The following is an 18,105-nucleotide window of genomic DNA, read 5'->3' as shown; positions in this document are numbered from 1 at the left end:
TGGTCGCTTTCGAAATCTGCTGCTATCTCTGACGGCGTGAAGAATGGAGACGTTCATGGAGGCCATCAGTCCGAGCAAATCGTTGGTCGACAAGACATACGGCGCGCTCCTAGATGCCATCTGCACCGGCGAGTTCCGGCCTGGGCAACGTCTCGGGCAGGATGAGATCGCCGAGCGTCTCAAAGTCTCGCGTCAGCCTGTCAACAGCGCGATCGCCATGTTGAGAGCCCAGCGCTTCGTGATAGATACGGGGCGCCGCGGAGTCGAAGTGGCGCCTGTGGACGCGAAACTGTTCGAATCGATTTACCAGGTGCGCGGCGCCATTGAACCGCTGGCCGTGGAATTGGCGACACCGCGGCTTTCGCCTGGTTCCATCACACGCGGCCGCGAGATCGTTGCCCGCGGTACAAGACTGATGCATGCCAACGACGCCAGAGGCGTGCTTCAGGCCGATATCGATTTCCACACATTGATCTATGAACTCAGCGGCAACGAGATCATCACCGACATGATGCAGTTGAACTGGGGCCATTTGCGCCGTTCGATGGGAGAGGTTCTGAGGTTTCCTGGCATGACGCTCCAGGTGTGGAAGGAACACAAAGCAATCTTCAAGGCGATGTCGGAAGGCAGCGCCAGCGTGGCTGCCGACCTCATGCGGCAGCACATCGTCAATGCGCCGCGACGTGTCGCGAGCGGCACCGCCCCCGCCGAGTCCTCCCTGTAGAGAGTTGCGGAATGCTGGGCGCCATGTGCAGCCGGCGATCGCGAAGAACTTCATTGCATTGTCGGCCAATACCCGTCGCACTTGTGCGGCCGAAAGCGACTTCAGGCCCTGTGGTTGTGTTGCAAATTTTGAGAAGGCAAGAGGCAGCTTCCGTATGGACGCAATTCATGCGGCGATTGCCCTCATATTGCTCCTTGAGTGACGGGTCCCGGTTCAAAGTAAGCGCCCTTGCTGCTTGCGCATCATGTGCAACATTTCGATGCCGGCCAAGGTGGCTGCCGCTGATGGAAACGACGTGAAGCCCAACTTCGGACGCACCCGCCGCTTGCTGCGTGGATAATTCCGTTCGGATCCGGTTGTTATGATATTGGCTCTTGCGGATGCGAATAGCCTTCAATGCTCGCCGCGACCGATCCCTCAGGCGGCTTTCGGCACTTCCAATCGCTACTTACGTGGACTCGCCGGCTTTAACGTCAGCTGTTCTGCAAGCAGTGTCGTTAGGAGGCCGGGAAAGCGTTGTCTCAAGTCCGCGAGCCGCAATTGATTTGAGCGCCCGTTACCATGGTCGTATTGGCGAATGATACCTGCCTCGCGCAGAATCCTGAAATGATATGTGCGCGTCGCCTTGGTGACAGGAAGGTCGAACGCGGTACAGGGAAGGACTGCATCTGGCGATCTCGCAAGCGCAAGTGCAATATGAAAGCGATGCGGATCGGCCAAAGCGAACAGGACTGTCAGCAGATCCATTTCGTCAGGCCGTGGCTCGGGAAGAAACTCTGCCATTGCCCCCTCGTCTAAGGTATGGTTCTTGTCATACCTATCGTGCGAATGAGTGAGAGGCAACGGACATGACGAACAGACGCGTGATAGAAATAACGGAGTTCGGCGATCCGTCAGTTCTCAAGATCGTGCAGGAACGCATTTCCGACCCGGCTGAAGGTGAGGCGCAGGTCCGCCAGACGGCGATCGGCTTCAATTTTATCGACATTTATCAGCGCAAAGGCATTTATCCGCTTCCTCTGCCCACGGGCCTCGGCTTCGAAGCGGCGGGTATCGTGGAAGCGGTTGGTGAGGGGGTTGATGATATCAAGCCAGGCAAGCGGGTTGCCTATATGAATGCCGGTGTCGGCGCCTATGCCGACCGGCGCAATGTTCCGGCAGACAAGCTCGTGCAGGTGCCCGATTACATCGACGACGAAACGGCTGCCACAGTCCTATTCAAAGGCATGACTGCGCAGTATCTTCTGCGCCACACCCATGCAGTTCAGCGGGGCGACCTCGTTTTCGTGCATTCCGCAGCCGGTGGCGTCGGGCAGATCCTGACACGCTGGGCTACCGCACTTGGTGCGCGCGTGGTCGGAGGCACAGGCTCGCCTCAGAAGCGCCAGGCGGCTCTCGACGCCGGCTGTATTGCGGTCGTGGACACGAGCCAGCAGGATTGGCCGGATGCTTTTCTCAAGGCGACTGAGGGCGAAAGGGCGCGCGTCGTCTATGATGCCGTTGGCAAGGACACGCTGCTTAAGTCACTCGACTGCGCAGCGCCCTTCGGACTCGTGGTGATCTACGGCGCGTCCTCGGGAAAGGCGCCGGCGATCGATCCCGAATTGTTGAACAAGAAGGGCTGTCTGTTCCTGACCCGCCCGTCCGTTTTTCCGCACAATGCCGATCTCAACCGGTTCCGGTCGAATGCGGCCGATCTGTTCAATGCGGTTGCGAAGGGGCATGTTTCGCTCGAGATCGGGCAGCGCTTTGCACTGGAAGATATCGCCGAGGCACACCGCGCTGCCGAAGAACGGCGCGCAAGTGGAGCGATTGTGACAATCCCATAGTCATTTTCATCCCAGCAAAGCCTTGTGGCCGCCTAAAAGAAGGCCTGAAAACCCGTCTGTGCCCGGCCGAGGATCAGCGCATGCACGTCATGCGTACCTTCATAGGTGTTGACGGTTTCCAGGTTCTGCGCGTGGCGCATGATGTGATAGCCGATCTGGATGCCGTTGCCGCCATGCATGTCGCGGGCCTGGCGGGCGATGTCGAGCGCCTTTCCGCAATTGTTGCGCTTGATGATCGAGATCATCTCGGGCGCCATCTTGCCTTCGTCCATCAACCGCCCGACCCGCAGGCTGGCTTGCAGGCCGAGCGCGATCTCGGTCTGCATATCGGCGAGCTTCTTCTGGAACAGCTGCATGCCGGCCAGCGGCCTGCCGAACTGCTTTCTGTCCGACCCATATTGGCGGGCCCGGTGCCAGCAATCCTCCGCCGCACCCATCGCGCCCCAGGAAATGCCGTAGCGCGCCCGATTAAGGCAACCGAACGGCCCTTTCAGGCCAGAGGCGTTGGGCAGCAGCGCGTCTTCGTCAACCTCGACGCCTTCCATCACCACTTCGCCGGTGATCGAAGCCCGCAGCGACAGCTTGCCGCCGATCTTCGGCGCCGACAGACCTTTCACGCCCTTTTCCAGCACGAAACCACGGATCTCATTGCCGTGCGCCGCCGATTTCGCCCAGACGACGAACACGTCGGCGATCGGCGCATTGGAAATCCACATCTTGGAACCGGAGAGCCTGTAGCCGTTGGCCGTCTTCTCGGCCCGCGTCTTCATGCCACCCGGATCGGAGCCGGCATCCGGTTCGGTTAGGCCGAAACAGCCGATCCACTCGCCACTGGCGAGCTTCGGCAGATACTTCTTGCGCTGCTCCTCCGAGCCATAGGCATGGATCGGATACATCACCAGCGAGGACTGCACGCTCATCATCGAGCGGTAGCCAGAGTCCACGCGCTCGACTTCCCGCGCCACCAGCCCATAGGTGACATAGTTGGCACCAAGCCCGCCATATTCCTCGGGGATGGTGAGGCCGAGCAGGCCGGCTTCGCCCATTTCGCGAAAGATCCCAGCGTCGGTCTTTTCCTCGAGATAGGCTTCCTCGATCTTCGGCGCGAGCGTGTCGGCGGCAAACGCCGCGGCGCCATCACGCACCAGGCGCTCATCTTCCGAAAGCTGGTTCTCGATAAGGAAGGGATCCTCCCAGACGAACGCATTCTTGTCGGCGGCCATGGTTCGATCTCCTCAACAACGCATGTTGTCCAGCGGCATTGTTTGGAAGGCAGTCCTTCACACCGCTTCTAAATCTTGTTTGCTGAACGGCGGGTATGTCGTTCCCTGGCACTACCCGGCCTCTCCTACATTACGCACGGCGCAATCTGGAAGCGGAGCTAACTACCCAGTCGAAGCTTAGACCTTGCCCACTCTGGGCTTGCGACCGTCGCACCAACACTTTCTAGGAGCCATTTCGCTTTTTCTACGAGTTCAGCATTGCTCTTCACGAGTTCGGTTCGAGACATTCGGACGGTGTCTTCCATGCCGATGCGGACATGGCCACCCAGCAGATAAGATTGTAGCAGCATGGGATAAGCGGCCCGGCCAATGCCAAATCCGGTCCAAATTGCGTCGTGCGGCAGCATGTTGCGGGCGAACATCATGGTCTCGGGTCTAGTCGTGAAGCCGTATTTTACACCAAGGACAAGGCTCGCGAGTGGCGGCCCGCGAAACACGCCGCTTGCGAGAAAGTCATTGAGCAGGCTGATATCGCCACTGTCGAAAAGCTCGAATTCGGGCCGTACCCCGCAGTCATAGATGATCTCGGCCATCTTCTTGACGTAGGGCGGGGTATTGATCACGATCTCGCTGCCGAATGTCATCGTATTGAGGTCGAGCGTGCAGACATCGGGCCGCAAATCCCGGATATGCTCGACGCGACGTTCAGCGGTGACAAAATTCGTACGCGGGCCTGCAATCTTGGGGTCTTCCTCACCGGGCTGAAATCGGCCACCAGGGCCAGTCGTAATGTTAAGGATTACCTCCGTGTTCTTGACGCGTATCAGTCGAACGAGTTCTCGGTAATGGTCGAGTTCCATGGACGGCCGACCATCGGGATGGCGGACGTGCAGGTGCAGAATGGCCGCGCCAGCGTCAGCAGCCTCGAGAGCTGAAACCGCAATCTGTTCAGGTGTTACTGGCAAATTGCCATTGTCCTCCGGCCTCGTGAGGCTTCCGGTCACGGCGCAAGTGATGATGGTGCCCTTAGACATACGACCTCCCTCAATCCGCGAGGATGGCTGTGGCGGCGATTTCCACGAGAAGGCTATCGTCGATGAGTGCTCCCGCCTGCACCATCGTCGTTGACGGGCGGATCTTACCGAAGACAGCGCCGTGGGCTTTCCCAACCGCTTCCCAATCGCTCATATTGCGCAGGAAAATACGCGTCTCGACAACATCATCGATCGAAGCATCGAGCTCGCGCAGCACAGCACCAATGCGGTCCAGTATCTCGATGGTCTGCCCTTCTGCGTCACCCGGATGAAGTGAGCCGTCAGGTCCCGTGGCAGTGGTGCCCGATACGATAATGATGTTCCCGGCACGGATCGCCCGGGAGTAACCGATGGCCTCCCCCCAGCTGTTATTCACGGGGATCTTGGCTCTCGTCATGTGGCGCTCCTTAAGATGCCGGGGGTTCTCCGCCGATTTCATCGCGTGAACGGCAGCAAGACTCGGTCGAAGCCTCGTATTATTTCATCAACGTCGGCCTCTTCCATGGCTGTGGAGAACGCCAAGAGCCCGTTGCCTGCGATAATCACACCTTCGTCGAATAACGCCTTTGCAAGAGCAGATACGCGCGTAGCGCCATCTGCCGCAGCAAATGTTGAGCGATAGTCGCTCAGCGGGGCGTCTGTCAGATGGACACGTCGAAGTGAGCCCAATCCCGTTACCTGCCCCTGGATTCCATTCCGGGTAAAACAAGTACGAATACCTTGGTCAAAGCGATCGCCGAGTGCCTCAAGTTTCTCGAAAGCGGCAGGCGTCAGTTCCTCGATCGCTGCGATTCCAGCTGACATCGACACAGGGTTGGCGCTGAACGTGCCGCCGTGTGGCACGGCGGGCGCTCCCTTGCTCGGATCGAACACCGACATAACTTCCGCACGGCCGCCAATTGCGCCGATCGCAAAGCCGCCCCCGATAACTTTGCCGAGTGTCGTAATGTCCGGGTCGATGTCGAAACGACCTTGCGCGCCATTGTAGCCAAGGCGAAATGTGATGACCTCGTCGAGAATCAGTAGTGCCCCGAGTTCTCGCGTGACCCGCCGCAGCATCGCCAAAAATTCGGGCGTGGCCGGCACGAGGCCCGCTCGGTTGGGCATGACATCGATGAGCACGGCCGCGAGATTGTTGCCGCTAGCACGTAGGATCGCCTCAGCGACCTGGGTATTGTTGAATGGAATGACGACGACGTCGTCAAGCACCCCCTGGGGTGTCCCTTTGGCGGTCGGCACGGATCCCGGTCTGTCGATATCGCCCCAGGTAGCGGGACTGGCGTCCTGACTTGTCTCGGCCGGGTCGTAGGTCCCGTGGTAGGCACCCTCGCATTTTGCAATCTTCGGTCGGCCGGTATAGGCGCGGGCGGCCTTGATCGCGTTCATCACCGCTTCAGTACCGGAATTGGTGTAGCGAAGCTGCTCGACAGAGGGAAGGCGCTCGCACAGTATCTCTGACAGCCGGATCTCGCTCTCGGTGGGCGCTCCGAAACACGTTCCGGCTTCGAGCTGCCGCGTCGCCGCCTCCAGGATATGGCGATTGCCATAGCCGTGTATCAGGGAAGTGAAGTTCCCCAGGGCGTCGATCCGCACTGTGCCGTCCACGTCAGTGATGCGGCAGCCAGCACCGCGCTTGGCATAGATCTGATGGGGTGCTCGATACACCGTCGTACGCGTATTTCCCCCAGGCATGACCTGGAGAGCGCGGGCATAGAGCTTTTCGGAGTTTGGGGAGGACGGAACTGGCATCAGGTCGCTCTTTGCTCGGTCTTGTTGTTAGGCAGCAAGGTTGATCCGCTCACGGCGCAAGATCGGGTCGTCGTTCTCGAATTCTTGCGCAAAGCGGTGGCCTGAGTAGACGGCCGCAAAGATCGCAGCCGGCGCTTCGCAATCGCCAATGCATGAAACGCGTCGCAGCCGGCCTGCCTGTCGCTCCTCGATGCGCGCGGTCAACGCGGTGAAGAGTTCGGTGCGAGGGAGCCGCGCCGTAACGAGGACAAGGGCGTCGGCTTCTCTGTGCTCGGCCGCGCCCGTTCGCGCATCGACGAAGAGCGCCTGATCGTCCTGGGTGCCGACGAGCGCCTTGTGCGTAACCATCACCACGCCGCGCTCATGGAGCCGTTTGGCCGTCCGGATGTTCTCAAGCGTATTGACGGTAAAGGAGGAGACGTCGGCTGCCGGTGTCACCAGCGTGACGTCGTTGCCGGCAACGGCCAGCTTCTCGGCGATGACGGCGCCCATGTAATAGTGATCATCGTCATAGACGATGATTCGACCCGAGGGGATGTTGCCGCCCATGACGTCATCCGGCGTGAACACAGGCAGGCCGGATGACAGTGCAAGCGGCTTGAACGCCGCGCGTCCGATGCCATCCCTGCGCCATTGCGATCCCGTCGCCAGAACGACCGCGTCGGCGTCGAACTCAAGAATATCGGCAACTCCGAGATCGCTTTCGAGATAGACGCCGACGTTCGCCAGCTTGTCGATCTGTGTAACGCGCCAGTCACGGACCCTCAGCCATTCACGCAGGCCAGGCAGTTCGCCCTCAAGCGTGACGCGACCGCCGAGACGACTCTCCCGCTCGGCCAAGGTCACCCCATAGCCGCGTTCGCCGAGAGCCCGGGCGCATTCAAGACCCGCCGGCCCACCGCCGATTACGAGCACAGTCGCATTGCTCGATTTCCCGGCAATTCGCTCGGGATGCCAGCCGCGGCGCCATTCTTCGCCCATGGTCGGATTCTGGGTGCAGCGAAGGTTCGTCATGGCGAAGTGGCTCGACACACAGATGTTGCAGCCGATGCATTCCCGGATATCCTCGTAGCGCCCCTCTTCGATCTTCTTCGGCAGAAAGGGATCGGCGATCGAGGGACGCGCAGCCCCGATCATGTCGAGCACGCCACGACGGACAAGGCTCGCCATCGTGTCGGGCGAGGTGAAGCGCCCGACACCTACGACCGGCTTGGTGGTAACCGCCTTGATCCCGGCCATGAACGGCTCATGGTCGTTCTCCGCCGCGAAGCGCGAGGTCGGCGAATCGTCAGCCCACGTTCCCACGACGAGATCCCACAGGTCGGGCAGTTCGGCGAGCATGCCGATGACCTCTATGCCTTCCGCTGCGGCGCGAAGCCCTTCCGTCCCGAACAGTTCATCGATGATCAGCCTTACGCTGACGGCACAGGCATCACCGCCGCCCTCGCGCGTCACCTCGATCAATTCTTTCAGGAGGCGAACCCGATTCTTCAGAGAACCGCCGTACTCGTCCGTGCGCTGATTGCGGGGCGAAATGAATTGGAAAGCGATGGTGGAGAAATTGCTGTCGACGTTGAGGATATCGAAGCCTGCCTTGCGCGCGCGCTGCGCCGCCGCCTTCCACCAACACAGGAGTGCCTTGATGTCGGACTTGTCCATGGCACGGACCTGCACCGGATGATGCCCGCTGACCGGCCGATCCATCGGACCAAGCGGTACGTCGCGGGTCATGCGATTGGCATTGTAATATGCGGGATAGGCGAGTTGCACGCCGGCGAGCGAACCGTGCTCGTGCACCGCTTCGACCATGAGGGCGAGCGGCGGAATATCGCCGTCATCCCACAGCATCTGCAGAACTTCCGGCATGAGATCGCCGGACGGATGGACCGAGCAGTGTTCTGTATTAACCACTGCCCACCCGCCCTCCGCCTTGATGCCGCGCATCGCGGCATGGGCTTGCGGACGCAAATTGCCCATGCCGTTGCAATGAGGCGTCTGATAGAACCGGTTGCGGGCGACAACAGGTCCGATCTGCAACGGCTGGAACAGGATATCGAAGCGTGGATCCCGCATGCATGGCTCTTTCTGGCCTAGCGTCAAAGAGCGAGGCCGGCGTGCTTTGTCATTGGTTGCAGCCGAGAGGACGGCTAAGCGCGGATCTTGATCCAGGTCGCCTTCAGCTCGGTGTATTTGTCGATCGCGTGCAAGGATTTGTCCCGACCGAAGCCCGACTGTTTGTAACCGCCAAAGGGCATCGTAATGTTGCTCTCATCGAAGTTGTTGACCCAGACCGAGCCTGCTCTCAACCGACGCGCGGTGGACAGCGCGACATCGATATTGTCAGTCCACACTGCGGCGGCGAGACCGTAGATGGTGTCGTTGGCGAGCGCGACCGCTTCCTCCACCCCGGAGAAGGAGATGGTGGCGAGGACGGGGCCGAAGATCTCCTCCTGCGCAATCCGCATCTTGTTGCTGACGTTGTCGAAGACGGTCGGCTCGATATAATAGCCGCCTGTCTCGCTGAGGACGCGGCTGCCGCCGGATTTGAGCTCGGCGCCTTCCTTGGCGCCGACATCGATGTAGTCGAGCACCCGTTGCATTTGAACTTGGCTTACCATGGCGCCAAGCTTCGTGGCGGCATCGAGGGGATTGCCAACCGTAAGCGTTTTCCCGACAGCAATAACCTTCTCGATAAACACATCCTTGATCTTGGCGTCGACCAGCAGACGTGACCCGGCGTTACAGACTTCACCCTGGTTGAAGAAGATGCCATAGGCCGCCGCCGTCGCAGCTTCGTCCAGGTTGCCACAATCGGCCATGACGATATGTGGGGTTTTGCCTCCGCATTCGAGCGCGACGCGCTTCATATTCGACTGAGCAGAATAGCTCATGAAGAGCTTGCCGACTTCAGTCGAGCCAGTGAACGTCACCGCGTCCACATCCAAGTGAAGGCCAAGCGCCCTACCCGCAGTCTCGCCAAGGCCGGTGACCACGTTGAACACCCCATCCGGAATGCCGGCCTCCGCCGCGAGCTCCGCGAGCCGGATCGCGGAAAGCGGCGACTGCTCGGCCGGTTTGAGAATGACTGAGTTGCCTGCCGCAAGCGCTGGCCCGAGTTTCCAGCATGCCATCAGCAAAGGAAAATTCCACGGAACAACCGCAGCCACGACCCCAACGGGCTCGCGGGTAATCATGCCCAGTGCACCGCTGCCGGTCGGAGCAATCTCGTCGTAGATCTTGTCGATCGCCTCGGCGTACCAGGCGATCGTATTGGCCGATGCCGGGACGTCGATGGACCGTGCGTCAGAGATCGGCTTGCCCATGTTCAAGGTCTCGAGCAGGGCCAGTTCATCCCCGTGCTGATGCATCAGATCGGCGAACCGTTGCAGCACTTTCTTGCGCTCGGTCGGCGAGCGCCGCGACCATGAGCCAGCATCGAAAGCCTTGCGCGCGGAGCGTACGGCCAGGTCGACATCCGCCGCGTCGCACGACGCTATTTGGGCGAGCGTAGTCCCATTGGCAGGATTGATCGCATCGAAGACGCCCCCGGATACTGCGTCGACAAATTTGCCGTCAATAAACGCCTGGTTGCGGAAATTGAGATTTGAAGCGGCTTGACGCCAGTCGATCACGCTCATGGGATCACCTTTCTCGATAATCGATATGATAATTCTATTAACGAGAAAATAGATTGCCGGCCGCTTTCTGTCAAGATGAATAGTGCTCCTCGACACTCGCTGCTCTGCAAGCGAGTGCCTTGATGGTATTCGTTAGAAATTTTTTATGCCTAGTTTGCAGATTTTCACGCAGGACATGCAATACTTTCAATGACGCATGCCAATAGAAGCGTTTCGGCTGCTACCGAACGCTGCTTGATAACCACGGATACCTGAATTCAAACTGCAATTTTCAACGTCTGCTGGAATTGTTTCTCGAGGATCTTGGAAAGTTTCTCCGCCATGCGCTTGACCAGTGCGACATTAAGTTCTCGGTTGGTGTCGATGATCCCCTGGATCGTTCCCGTCACGCACAGGCTATGCTGCGTACGCTGCCCGTCGATCCTGATCGGGGCGGCGATCGCAGCAAATCCGTCCACATCTTCTCCGATGCAATAGGCCACGCCGGTTTTGCGCACGAGTTGCAGCTCTTCCACGAGAACGTCGAAGTCGACTTTGGTCGCCGCCGTGAACCGCTTGAGTGGCTTGTCGAGCACTGAAGCGATGAAGTTCGGGTCCTGAAAGGCGAGGATCGCCTTGGCAGAGGCGCCGGCATGGGCTGGAATTTCATGTCCCGGGACGATGTAGGCCCTCACCAGATTGTCGGGCGCGACCATGTCGACGCTGCGGACGCTGTCGCCGGCCAGTCGTGCGATGAAGCAGGCTTGGCCGGTCTTTTCAGAGAGCTCTTGTAACGTCGGGCGTGCGACGGCCTTGAACCATTCGTCGCTCGCGCCAGAAAAAAGCAGCCTTTCGAGCCGTCGTCCGAGCTTGAAATTGGCCGTCTTTGGGCCGCTTGGCTCGATCAACTCAACATCAGCCAAGCTCTTCATCAGCCTGTAGGCCGAGGCCTTCGGCAGATCGAGCATCTCGCCGACGGCAGTCCCTGAAATGCCATCTGGAAAGCCGGCGACGATCTCAAGAATTCGCACATAACGTTCCAGAGGCTTTTCGGTGGCCGCTTTGGTCGTCGTACTCTTTGCCATGATGTATGCGCTCTAGCCTTTTGCGATTCGATCATCATGCCAGTCGAAATAGCGCATAGCCAAGGGCACGAACCACGGAGAGCCGTTGAAGAATGGCGCCGTGGGAAATTTTTCGACATCGAAGACAGATGACGTGTCTCCGCGTTGAAGAATTCGGGCTGCAATCTTCTCCCCGAAATGTGTTCCCAGAGGAATGCCTGCAAAGTTATAGCCGAGGGCGAAGTGCACGCCGTCCTTCGTGCCGATATGGGGCATGAAATCGAAGGTTCCGGCGCAGTGCCCAGTCCAGGCACGACTGAGGCGGACGCCCTTGAGGTCTGGCAGAATTTTCACAAGGCGATCTCGGAGCGCGCCGGCGAGCGGCGTCGCCGTCGAACTCGCCGTGCCGGTCATGCCACCAAAAAGAATGCGGCTTGAATCAGGCGCCGGGCGGATAAAATCGATGTTCATCCTGGTGTCGAGATAGGTGCGGCGGCGCGGTATCACCTTGTCGATTGTTTCGGGTGGCAACAGCTCGGTTGCGATAACAAAACCACGGAAAGGAATAACCCGCCTTGCAAGCCATTTGAGGTTACGGCTCGTATAGCCGTTGGTGGCGACGACGACATGAAGGGCAGCAATGTCGCCTTTCGAAGTTCGAATGGTCTTCCCACTCGCACCATGATCGACGCCCACGACGTTCGTAAGAGGGTACAACCTAACGCCAGCATCGAGCGCCTTGCGGACAAGGCCCGCGTGATAAAGCCCGGGGTGAATCGAACCGAGATCGGGAATGACCGCGCCGCCATGGTAGCAATCGGAGGCGATTTCCGTATGAACATCATGTTTCTCGACCACAGAATAGTCAAACCCGACGGCTTGTCGGGTCTGTTCGAGTTCGGCAATCAAAGCTCGAAAATGGGCTTTCGAATTGGCGGCAATGAAGCGGCCGCAGGTCTGGTAGTGACATTCGATACGCTCACGCTCGACGAAGGCCTGGACACCATGGAGAGCGGCATCAAGCTCACGATAGACCTTCATCGCGTGCTCGCGCCCCGACCTTTCCGCCAGCCATTCAACGGACCGTTTGAGCGTGCGGCCGACGAAACCGGCGTTGCGCCGTGCAGCGCCTTCGCCGATCCTCTGCGCATCGAGAACTGCAACGTCACAACCCGAGCGGGCCAGATGCAGCGCGGCGACCAGACCCGTAATGCCGCCGCCAACGATGACAACGTCAGCCTTACCGTCAAGGCTGACGGGTACTGTGTTCCCGTCGGCAGCGGAAAGCGGTGCCGCCGACCACCAATAAGGCTCCTCGAGATAATCGTCGGCGAACAATCCGGCTTGCGCCGCACCAACCTTCCCGGTGTTTCGCGACATAGCGTGCAGCATTAGGTTACCTTTTTCTATTGGCGTTGTAGGCTACAGCCATCAGGCAACTCGTCAGTAGGATCATCACCGCGGCGGCGGCCAGGATCGTGGGATCGAGCTGTTCACGCAGTCCCGTGAACATTTGCTTTGGAACCGTGCGCTGCTGAGGCCCAGCAATAAACAGTACCATCACCACTTCGTCGAATGACGAGGCGAAGGCGAAGATCGCCCCGGCTGCTACGCCTGGAGCGATAATTGGAAGCATCACCGTTCGAAATGCCGTCACGCGGCCGGCGCCGAGACCCGCCGCGGCCCGCATCAGGTTAAAGTCGAAGCGCGTCAGTGTCGCCGTGACGGTGATCACAACGAAGGGCGATGCCAGAATGGTGTGGGCAATAACGACGCCAGCGTAGGAATAGTTGAGCCCGAGCGGCGAAAAGAAAATGAACAGACCGAGGCCCAGCACGACGACCGGAACGATCATAGGCGAGATTGCGAGCGCCATCACGGCGGCGCGGAACGGAAACCGTGGATTGACAAGCCCGATTGCCGCGAGCGTGCCCAAAATTGTGGCTACGACCGTCGTGGAAACGGCAATCACGAGACTGTTGACCATCGCCCCGGTCCATAAAGGCGAGGAAAAAAGCTGAGTGAACCAACGAAGAGAGATTGCACGGAATGGGTAGGTGAACCAGGGATCGGCATTGATCGAGATCGGAAGAGCGACCGCTAGCGGAAGCATCAACAGCAGAAGAGCGATCCCCACAAACGCATAAAGCGGTATTCGAATGTAGGCAGGAAACTCGGAATAGACGCGGCGGCTCATGCTCAGATCCGATCCGATGAGTGACGTGCGACATGTCGCGCCAGGGGCAGAGCAACGATACCCGCTGCGACGATCAGGACGACGCTGAGTGCCGAAGCGAGCCCCCAATTCAGTTCCTCATTGGTAAATCTTGCGATGAAGAAGCTCACCATCTGATCCGACGGACCGCCGACCAATGCCGGGGTCAGGTAGAATCCAAGGCACAGGACAAAGGTGAGAAGCCCGCCGGCGGCAATGCCTGGAATTGCCTGCGGCAGAAAAATCGTGGCGTGGGCCAGGAGCGGGCCCGCACCAAGGCTGCGGGCTGCCTTGACCTGGTTCACCGGAATTGCCCGCATCACGCTGATCATGGGCAGGACCGTGAACGGCAGTTGGATCTGGATCATCGCGATGATCGTCGCCATGCGCGTGTAAAGTAGGGACAGCGGCTCGGAACGCAGCCCCATTCCAGCCAGCGCATTGTTAAGCACACCGTTCGTCTGGAGAAAGACGATCCACGACATGGTCCGCACCAGCAGCGAGGTCCAGAACGGGAGGAGAATGAAGAACAGGAGGACTGCCGCCATCCCCCCACTGGAATTGGCGATGACATACGCAACCGGGTATCCGATCACGATCGTAAGGCCCGTCACAATGAGGCTGATGAGTATTGTCCTGAGATAGATCGAGCGAAAATCATAGGCGGTTTCCAGCGACGAACGACCATCTGCGTCGATCTTCACAGGAAAGCCCGTCGCCCATCGGAAATAGAAGGCGCTGTAACGACCGTTGTGCCGCTTGATGACGCTCCAGATCCCGCGTTGGCCCCAAGCCGGCTCCGCCTTGATCAGCTCGGCTTTCCAGCCCTGGGGGTCGGCGCGATCGAAGTCGCCTGACAGTCCCCGATGGCCGTCGAGAATGATGTGCATTCCGCGCGACAATTCGTACCCCACCCGACGCCCGAGCGGGCGCAGGGATCCGGCGCTGCTCGCCGCCTCCAGCTCCCGTCCAAGCATCATGTAGACGGCCGGGGGCGGCAGGTCTTCTCCGTCCCAGGCCGAAAGCGCGTGCGTGGTTCGCGGCAGGGCCTTGGCGATTTCTCCATCCGACAGCGACGTATGTAAGATCGAGCCTAACGGGATCACCATGAACAGAAGCAGAAAGATCAGGAGCGGCGCCGCCGGAAGGGCAGCCAGGACTGTCCTCCGGTTGCTGTCGCGCCTGATCGAAGAGCGAACGTCGACACCCGTCGTCGGCGACGCGCGTTTTGCCGCAGGCGCATCATCCTGCGTCATGAACAAGCCCACGTCGCCGTACGGAAGCATTGTCTAAGACCTCCCACTGCTCGGTCTACTGGGAAATCCAGCTGGCGAATCGGGCGTTCAGCGTGTCGCTGTTCTTGGCCCAAAATGCTCCGTCTTGGGCCAAGGCCGCCTCACTGTTCTCAGGAGCTGACGGCAGGTTCGGCAGCACGTCCTTGGCGACGAGATCGCTGGCCGCCTTTACGGTTGGACCATAGGCAATGTGGTTGCTCAAGGCGGCATTGACGTCCGGCTTGACGGTGAAGGCCACGAAATCCTTGGCCCGCTCTAGGTTCTTGGAACCGGATGGGATGACCCACATGTCGAAGCCGCGGATCTGATTGGTCCAGGCAATCCCAAGATCGGCATTTTCCTTGGCATTGGCGTCCGCTATGCGGCCGTTCCAGGCCAGCGCCATCTTCACCTCGCCGGACTTCAGAAGCTGCGGCGGTTGCGCGCCAGCCTCCCACCAAACTATGTCCTTCTTGATTGTGTCGAGCTTCTTGAAGGCCCGATCAACGCCCTCTGCGGTTGCCAGAGTGGCGTAGACATCGGCCGTCGCGACGCCGTCGGCAATCAAGGCGAGTTCAAGCGTGTCGACGGGGCTCTTGCGAAAGCCACGTTTGCCCGGGAAGTTCGTTGTGTCGAAAATGTCCGTCAGTCTGGTGGGCGCCTTCGGGAACGCCTGTTTCTGAAACGCAAGGATAGTTGCGTACACGCTTGTTCCCACCGCGCAGTCGGTAAGGGCGCCATCGACGAGGCCTGCGGACTTGAAGGCCGCGTCAGAGCCGATCTTCTCAAGCAACCCCTGGTCGCATGCGGTCGCCCCGGTTTGCGGATCGACGTCGATAACGTCCCACGCGACATTGCCACTGTCGACCATGGCACGCAGCTTGGCCAGTTCACCGCTCCAGGTATCCTGAGTCACGGTGATGTTCTTCATTTTTGCATATGGATCGAAAAAAGTTTTTGCCTGTGCCTCCTGCAGGGCCCCACCCCAGGACACGACCGTCAGGCCGTCTGCCGTAGCAGGGAAGGCCCCTGCGGCCAGGATCAGCCCGACCAGCCATGATCGTTTGAAGAAACTCGCTCGTAGCATGTGATGTCCTCTCTGGATTTTCAGTTGCGTTACCTGCCGTCGAGCGCCCAAGCATCGTGCGGCTCCCAGTCGAGAAGGACAGGACTGCCCATCTCCATCCGAACGCCCAACGATGATGAACTCTTCGCTATCAGCCGTTCCCCGCCCGGCAGTTCGACGTGGATCCGGAACTGGTCACCACAGTAAATGATGTCGCAGACCTGCCCGCGCAGCGTCGCCGCGCGCGCCTGGCCGCTGATGCGGATGCTCTCCGGCCTGATCGCGATCGTCGCGCGCTGATCGACTTTCGAATGCGCGCTGCCGCGGGCCCGGACTTCCTGGCCGCCGGGGAGCCGCGCGCGCACCAACTCGCCTTCGATCGAGATGACCTTCGCATCGAGACAGTTATTGTCCCCAACAAACTCGGCCACGAAGCGGTTCGCAGGACAACCATAGATGTCTTGTGCCGAGCCGATCTGCTGAATGCACCCGTCGCTAAAAATGGCGACCCTATCGGACATCGTCAGAGCTTCGTGCTGATCGTGCGTCACGTATACGACTGTCAGGTCAAGCCGATCGGCAATCCGACGGATTTCGAGTTGCAGGTCCTCCCGCAGCTTCTTGTCCAGGGCACCAAGTGGTTCATCCATCAGGACAAGGCTGGGCTCGAAGACAAGTGCCCGTGCGAGTGCGACCCTTTGTTGCTGGCCACCAGACAAGGCGGCCGGTTTGCGTTGCGCAAGACTCGAAAGCTGGACCATCGCCAGCGCTTCGCTGACGCGAGCGCCGATCTGCTCTTTGGAAAGGCCTCGCACCCGCAATGAGTAGCCAACATTTTCAGCGACGGTCATATGTGGGAAGAGAGCGTAGTTCTGGAACACCATGCCGATGTTCCGCTTTTCCGGCGGTTTGTCCTGAATCGGCCGCCCGTCAAGGGTGATTTCGCCACTTGAGGGATATTCGAAGCCAGCGAGCATCATCAGCGTCGTCGTCTTGCCCGACCCCGAAGGACCTAGAAGCGTGAGGAATTCACCCTTTGCGATCTCAAGGTTGAGATTGCGGACGACGAAGCTATGGCCGTCGTATGTTTTGGATATGCCGGTCATGCCGACATGTATCGGGGGCTGAACCATGGCTGAGGGTATTTATTCCATTGTTTCTCGATTAACGAGACATGTTATTAAAGATCGAGAATAGAAGCATTCGAGTTTGCCTTCGTCAATCCCCAATGCGCAAATCTTGACCCGGTGGCGTTACTGCATCCGTATTGTGCCCTGCAGCATATTTAGGGCTGCCGAACGCGGCAGGGCCCCCAGCCCCAGTGGAGGTGGATTCGTTTCGCGGTTTTTTCGACGGCCCGCTCGAAGGGTTTCCACTTGTCACCGACGATCTGTTCGTAGGCTGCAACGACGCCCTCGGTGGCAATGGCCAGGCGTGGGACTGAAACCCCATCTCGGCCGCGAACTCGCGGCCTGCGCGCCGCCGCCCGCCGGGTGTTCACGCCACGCACCAGAGATGCCGCAGTCACTGGAGCGCGATGCGCTTGCGCGTGCGCCGACTCTTATAAGCAGCGCATGGCGGTTGCCGCGATGCTGACGACCATCTTCGCGCAGGAAACGAAGGCCGATGCCGAAACCCAGTGGGAGGCTGTGGCCGACGCGCGAAAAGCAGCTCGGCGCCCTGATGGACGCCTCCCGCGACGACGTGCTGGCCTACATGCCCTTTCCGCGTAAGCACTAGGCTCAGATCGCATTCCAAACAACGTCTGGCGGGGGCTCGACCTCCAGGGCACCATTGTCCCTGTCGTGCCACGCGAAAGCGCTCTTGTTCAGGACAAATTCAGCTGGCGCATCGGGTTGTGAGTACACCGATACCATCGATCTCGACCTCGACCGCGCCGTCCTTCGGTAACGGACCGACACCCGTCGATGTGCCGCTGGCGATTAGGTCGCCCGGGAGTAGGGTCAATCCACGTGATATCAAACTGACCAATTCGGGTGGCTGGAAGATCAGATCTGACGTCGAATATGACTGGCGCTCGCGCCCATTGACGCGCGTACGGATGGTAAGCCCGGCCGGGTCGATGCCTGTCGCGATGACTGGGCCGAAGGGCGCGAAGCGGTCCAGTCCCTTGGCGCGCGTCCAATGTGTGAAACCCGACTCCGCTTGTAGAAATGCATGCGCGGTGAGGTCGTTAACGCAGGTGTAGCCGAAGATGGCCGCCTGCGCCTCTTCGATCGACGCATTGAGGCAGCGCTTGCCGATGACGATGCCGAGTTCACCCTCGTAGAGAATACGGCCAACCGAGTA

General features: G+C 59.6%; 16 protein-coding genes and 2 pseudogenes. 3 read left to right on the top strand and 15 right to left on the bottom strand.

Translation table 11 applies throughout. The features are described from left to right. Positions 1-55 precede the first annotated feature (55 nt). Complete coding sequence (locus G6N73_RS21570; protein ID WP_165031372.1) at positions 56-724, top strand: GntR family transcriptional regulator; 669 nt, start codon at positions 56-58, stop codon at positions 722-724. Between the two features lie 181 nt (positions 725-905). On the opposite strand, the pseudogene G6N73_RS37065 reads toward G6N73_RS21570, so the two are convergent. After that, positions 906-1,148: pseudogene (locus tag G6N73_RS37065) on the bottom strand (DDE-type integrase/transposase/recombinase); the annotation flags it as partial. 20 nt (positions 1,149-1,168) lie between these two features. After that, the gene (locus G6N73_RS21560; protein ID WP_165031370.1) at positions 1,169-1,507 is read right to left on the bottom strand and encodes an ArsR/SmtB family transcription factor; all 339 of its coding nucleotides are present in this window, start codon (positions 1,505-1,507) and stop codon (positions 1,169-1,171) included. 65 nt (positions 1,508-1,572) lie between these two features. On the opposite strand from G6N73_RS21560, the gene G6N73_RS21555 reads away from it, so the two are divergent. Next, on the top strand, positions 1,573-2,553 hold the full coding sequence (locus G6N73_RS21555) for a quinone oxidoreductase family protein (RefSeq protein WP_165031368.1): 981 nt from the start codon (positions 1,573-1,575) through the stop codon (positions 2,551-2,553). A 32-nt stretch (positions 2,554-2,585) separates the two neighbouring features. On the opposite strand, the gene G6N73_RS21550 is transcribed toward G6N73_RS21555, so the two are convergent. The 12 genes from G6N73_RS21550 to G6N73_RS21495 form a co-directional block, all read right to left on the bottom strand. Then, positions 2,586-3,776, bottom strand: coding sequence for an acyl-CoA dehydrogenase (locus G6N73_RS21550; protein WP_165031366.1), 1,191 nt, complete (start codon positions 3,774-3,776; stop codon positions 2,586-2,588). Positions 3,777-3,934: 158 nt separating this feature from the next. Then, positions 3,935-4,810, bottom strand: coding sequence for a beta-keto acid cleavage family enzyme (locus G6N73_RS21545; protein ID WP_165031364.1), 876 nt, complete (start codon positions 4,808-4,810; stop codon positions 3,935-3,937). A 10-nt stretch (positions 4,811-4,820) separates the two neighbouring features. After that, positions 4,821-5,207: a RidA family protein gene (locus tag G6N73_RS21540; RefSeq protein ID WP_165031362.1), complete on the bottom strand. Its 387-nt coding sequence runs from the start codon at positions 5,205-5,207 to the stop codon at positions 4,821-4,823. Between the two features lie 38 nt (positions 5,208-5,245). Next, on the bottom strand, positions 5,246-6,502 hold the full coding sequence (locus G6N73_RS21535) for an aspartate aminotransferase family protein (protein WP_246252388.1): 1,257 nt from the start codon (positions 6,500-6,502) through the stop codon (positions 5,246-5,248). An 84-nt stretch (positions 6,503-6,586) separates the two neighbouring features. Beyond that, positions 6,587-8,632: an oxidoreductase gene (locus G6N73_RS21530; protein WP_165031358.1), complete on the bottom strand. Its 2,046-nt coding sequence runs from the start codon at positions 8,630-8,632 to the stop codon at positions 6,587-6,589. 74 nt (positions 8,633-8,706) lie between these two features. Beyond that, positions 8,707-10,197: an aldehyde dehydrogenase gene (locus tag G6N73_RS21525; protein ID WP_165031355.1), complete on the bottom strand. Its 1,491-nt coding sequence runs from the start codon at positions 10,195-10,197 to the stop codon at positions 8,707-8,709. A 257-nt stretch (positions 10,198-10,454) separates the two neighbouring features. Continuing rightward, entirely contained in the window at positions 10,455-11,261 is an 807-nt protein-coding gene (locus G6N73_RS21520; protein WP_165031353.1) for an IclR family transcriptional regulator, read from the bottom strand. A 12-nt stretch (positions 11,262-11,273) separates the two neighbouring features. Beyond that, on the bottom strand, positions 11,274-12,632 hold the full coding sequence (locus G6N73_RS21515) for an NAD(P)/FAD-dependent oxidoreductase (RefSeq protein ID WP_165031351.1): 1,359 nt from the start codon (positions 12,630-12,632) through the stop codon (positions 11,274-11,276). 4 nt (positions 12,633-12,636) lie between these two features. Further along, positions 12,637-13,437, bottom strand: a complete 801-nt coding sequence (locus G6N73_RS21510) for an ABC transporter permease (protein WP_165031349.1) — start codon at positions 13,435-13,437, stop codon at positions 12,637-12,639. 2 nt (positions 13,438-13,439) lie between these two features. Further along, positions 13,440-14,741 (bottom strand): ABC transporter permease, encoded by a 1,302-nt coding sequence (locus G6N73_RS21505; RefSeq protein ID WP_165031347.1) that lies wholly within the window; start codon positions 14,739-14,741, stop codon positions 13,440-13,442. 25 nt (positions 14,742-14,766) lie between these two features. Further along, positions 14,767-15,867 (bottom strand): ABC transporter substrate-binding protein, encoded by a 1,101-nt coding sequence (locus G6N73_RS21500; protein ID WP_246252375.1) that lies wholly within the window; start codon positions 15,865-15,867, stop codon positions 14,767-14,769. Then, positions 15,846-16,901, bottom strand: a complete 1,056-nt coding sequence (locus G6N73_RS21495) for an ABC transporter ATP-binding protein (protein WP_246252372.1) — start codon at positions 16,899-16,901, stop codon at positions 15,846-15,848. Before G6N73_RS21495 ends, G6N73_RS21500 begins: the two co-directional genes overlap by 22 nt. Before the next feature lie 360 nt (positions 16,902-17,261). On the opposite strand from G6N73_RS21495, the pseudogene G6N73_RS21490 reads away from it, so the two are divergent. Further along, positions 17,262-17,532: pseudogene (locus G6N73_RS21490) on the top strand (transposase); the annotation flags it as partial. A gap of 102 nt (positions 17,533-17,634) precedes the next feature. Here the strand turns inward: G6N73_RS21490 and G6N73_RS21485 are convergent. Then, a partial coding sequence (locus tag G6N73_RS21485; RefSeq protein WP_165031343.1) for a fumarylacetoacetate hydrolase family protein occupies positions 17,635-18,105 on the bottom strand: 471 nt, incomplete at its 5' end.

Origin of the sequence: Allomesorhizobium camelthorni (genome assembly GCF_011045125.1) — a bacterium.
GTDB lineage: Bacteria > Pseudomonadota > Alphaproteobacteria > Rhizobiales > Rhizobiaceae > Allomesorhizobium > Allomesorhizobium camelthorni.
Note: the sequence above shows the minus strand (reverse complement) of the source record. Positions and strands in the feature narration are given on the sequence as shown.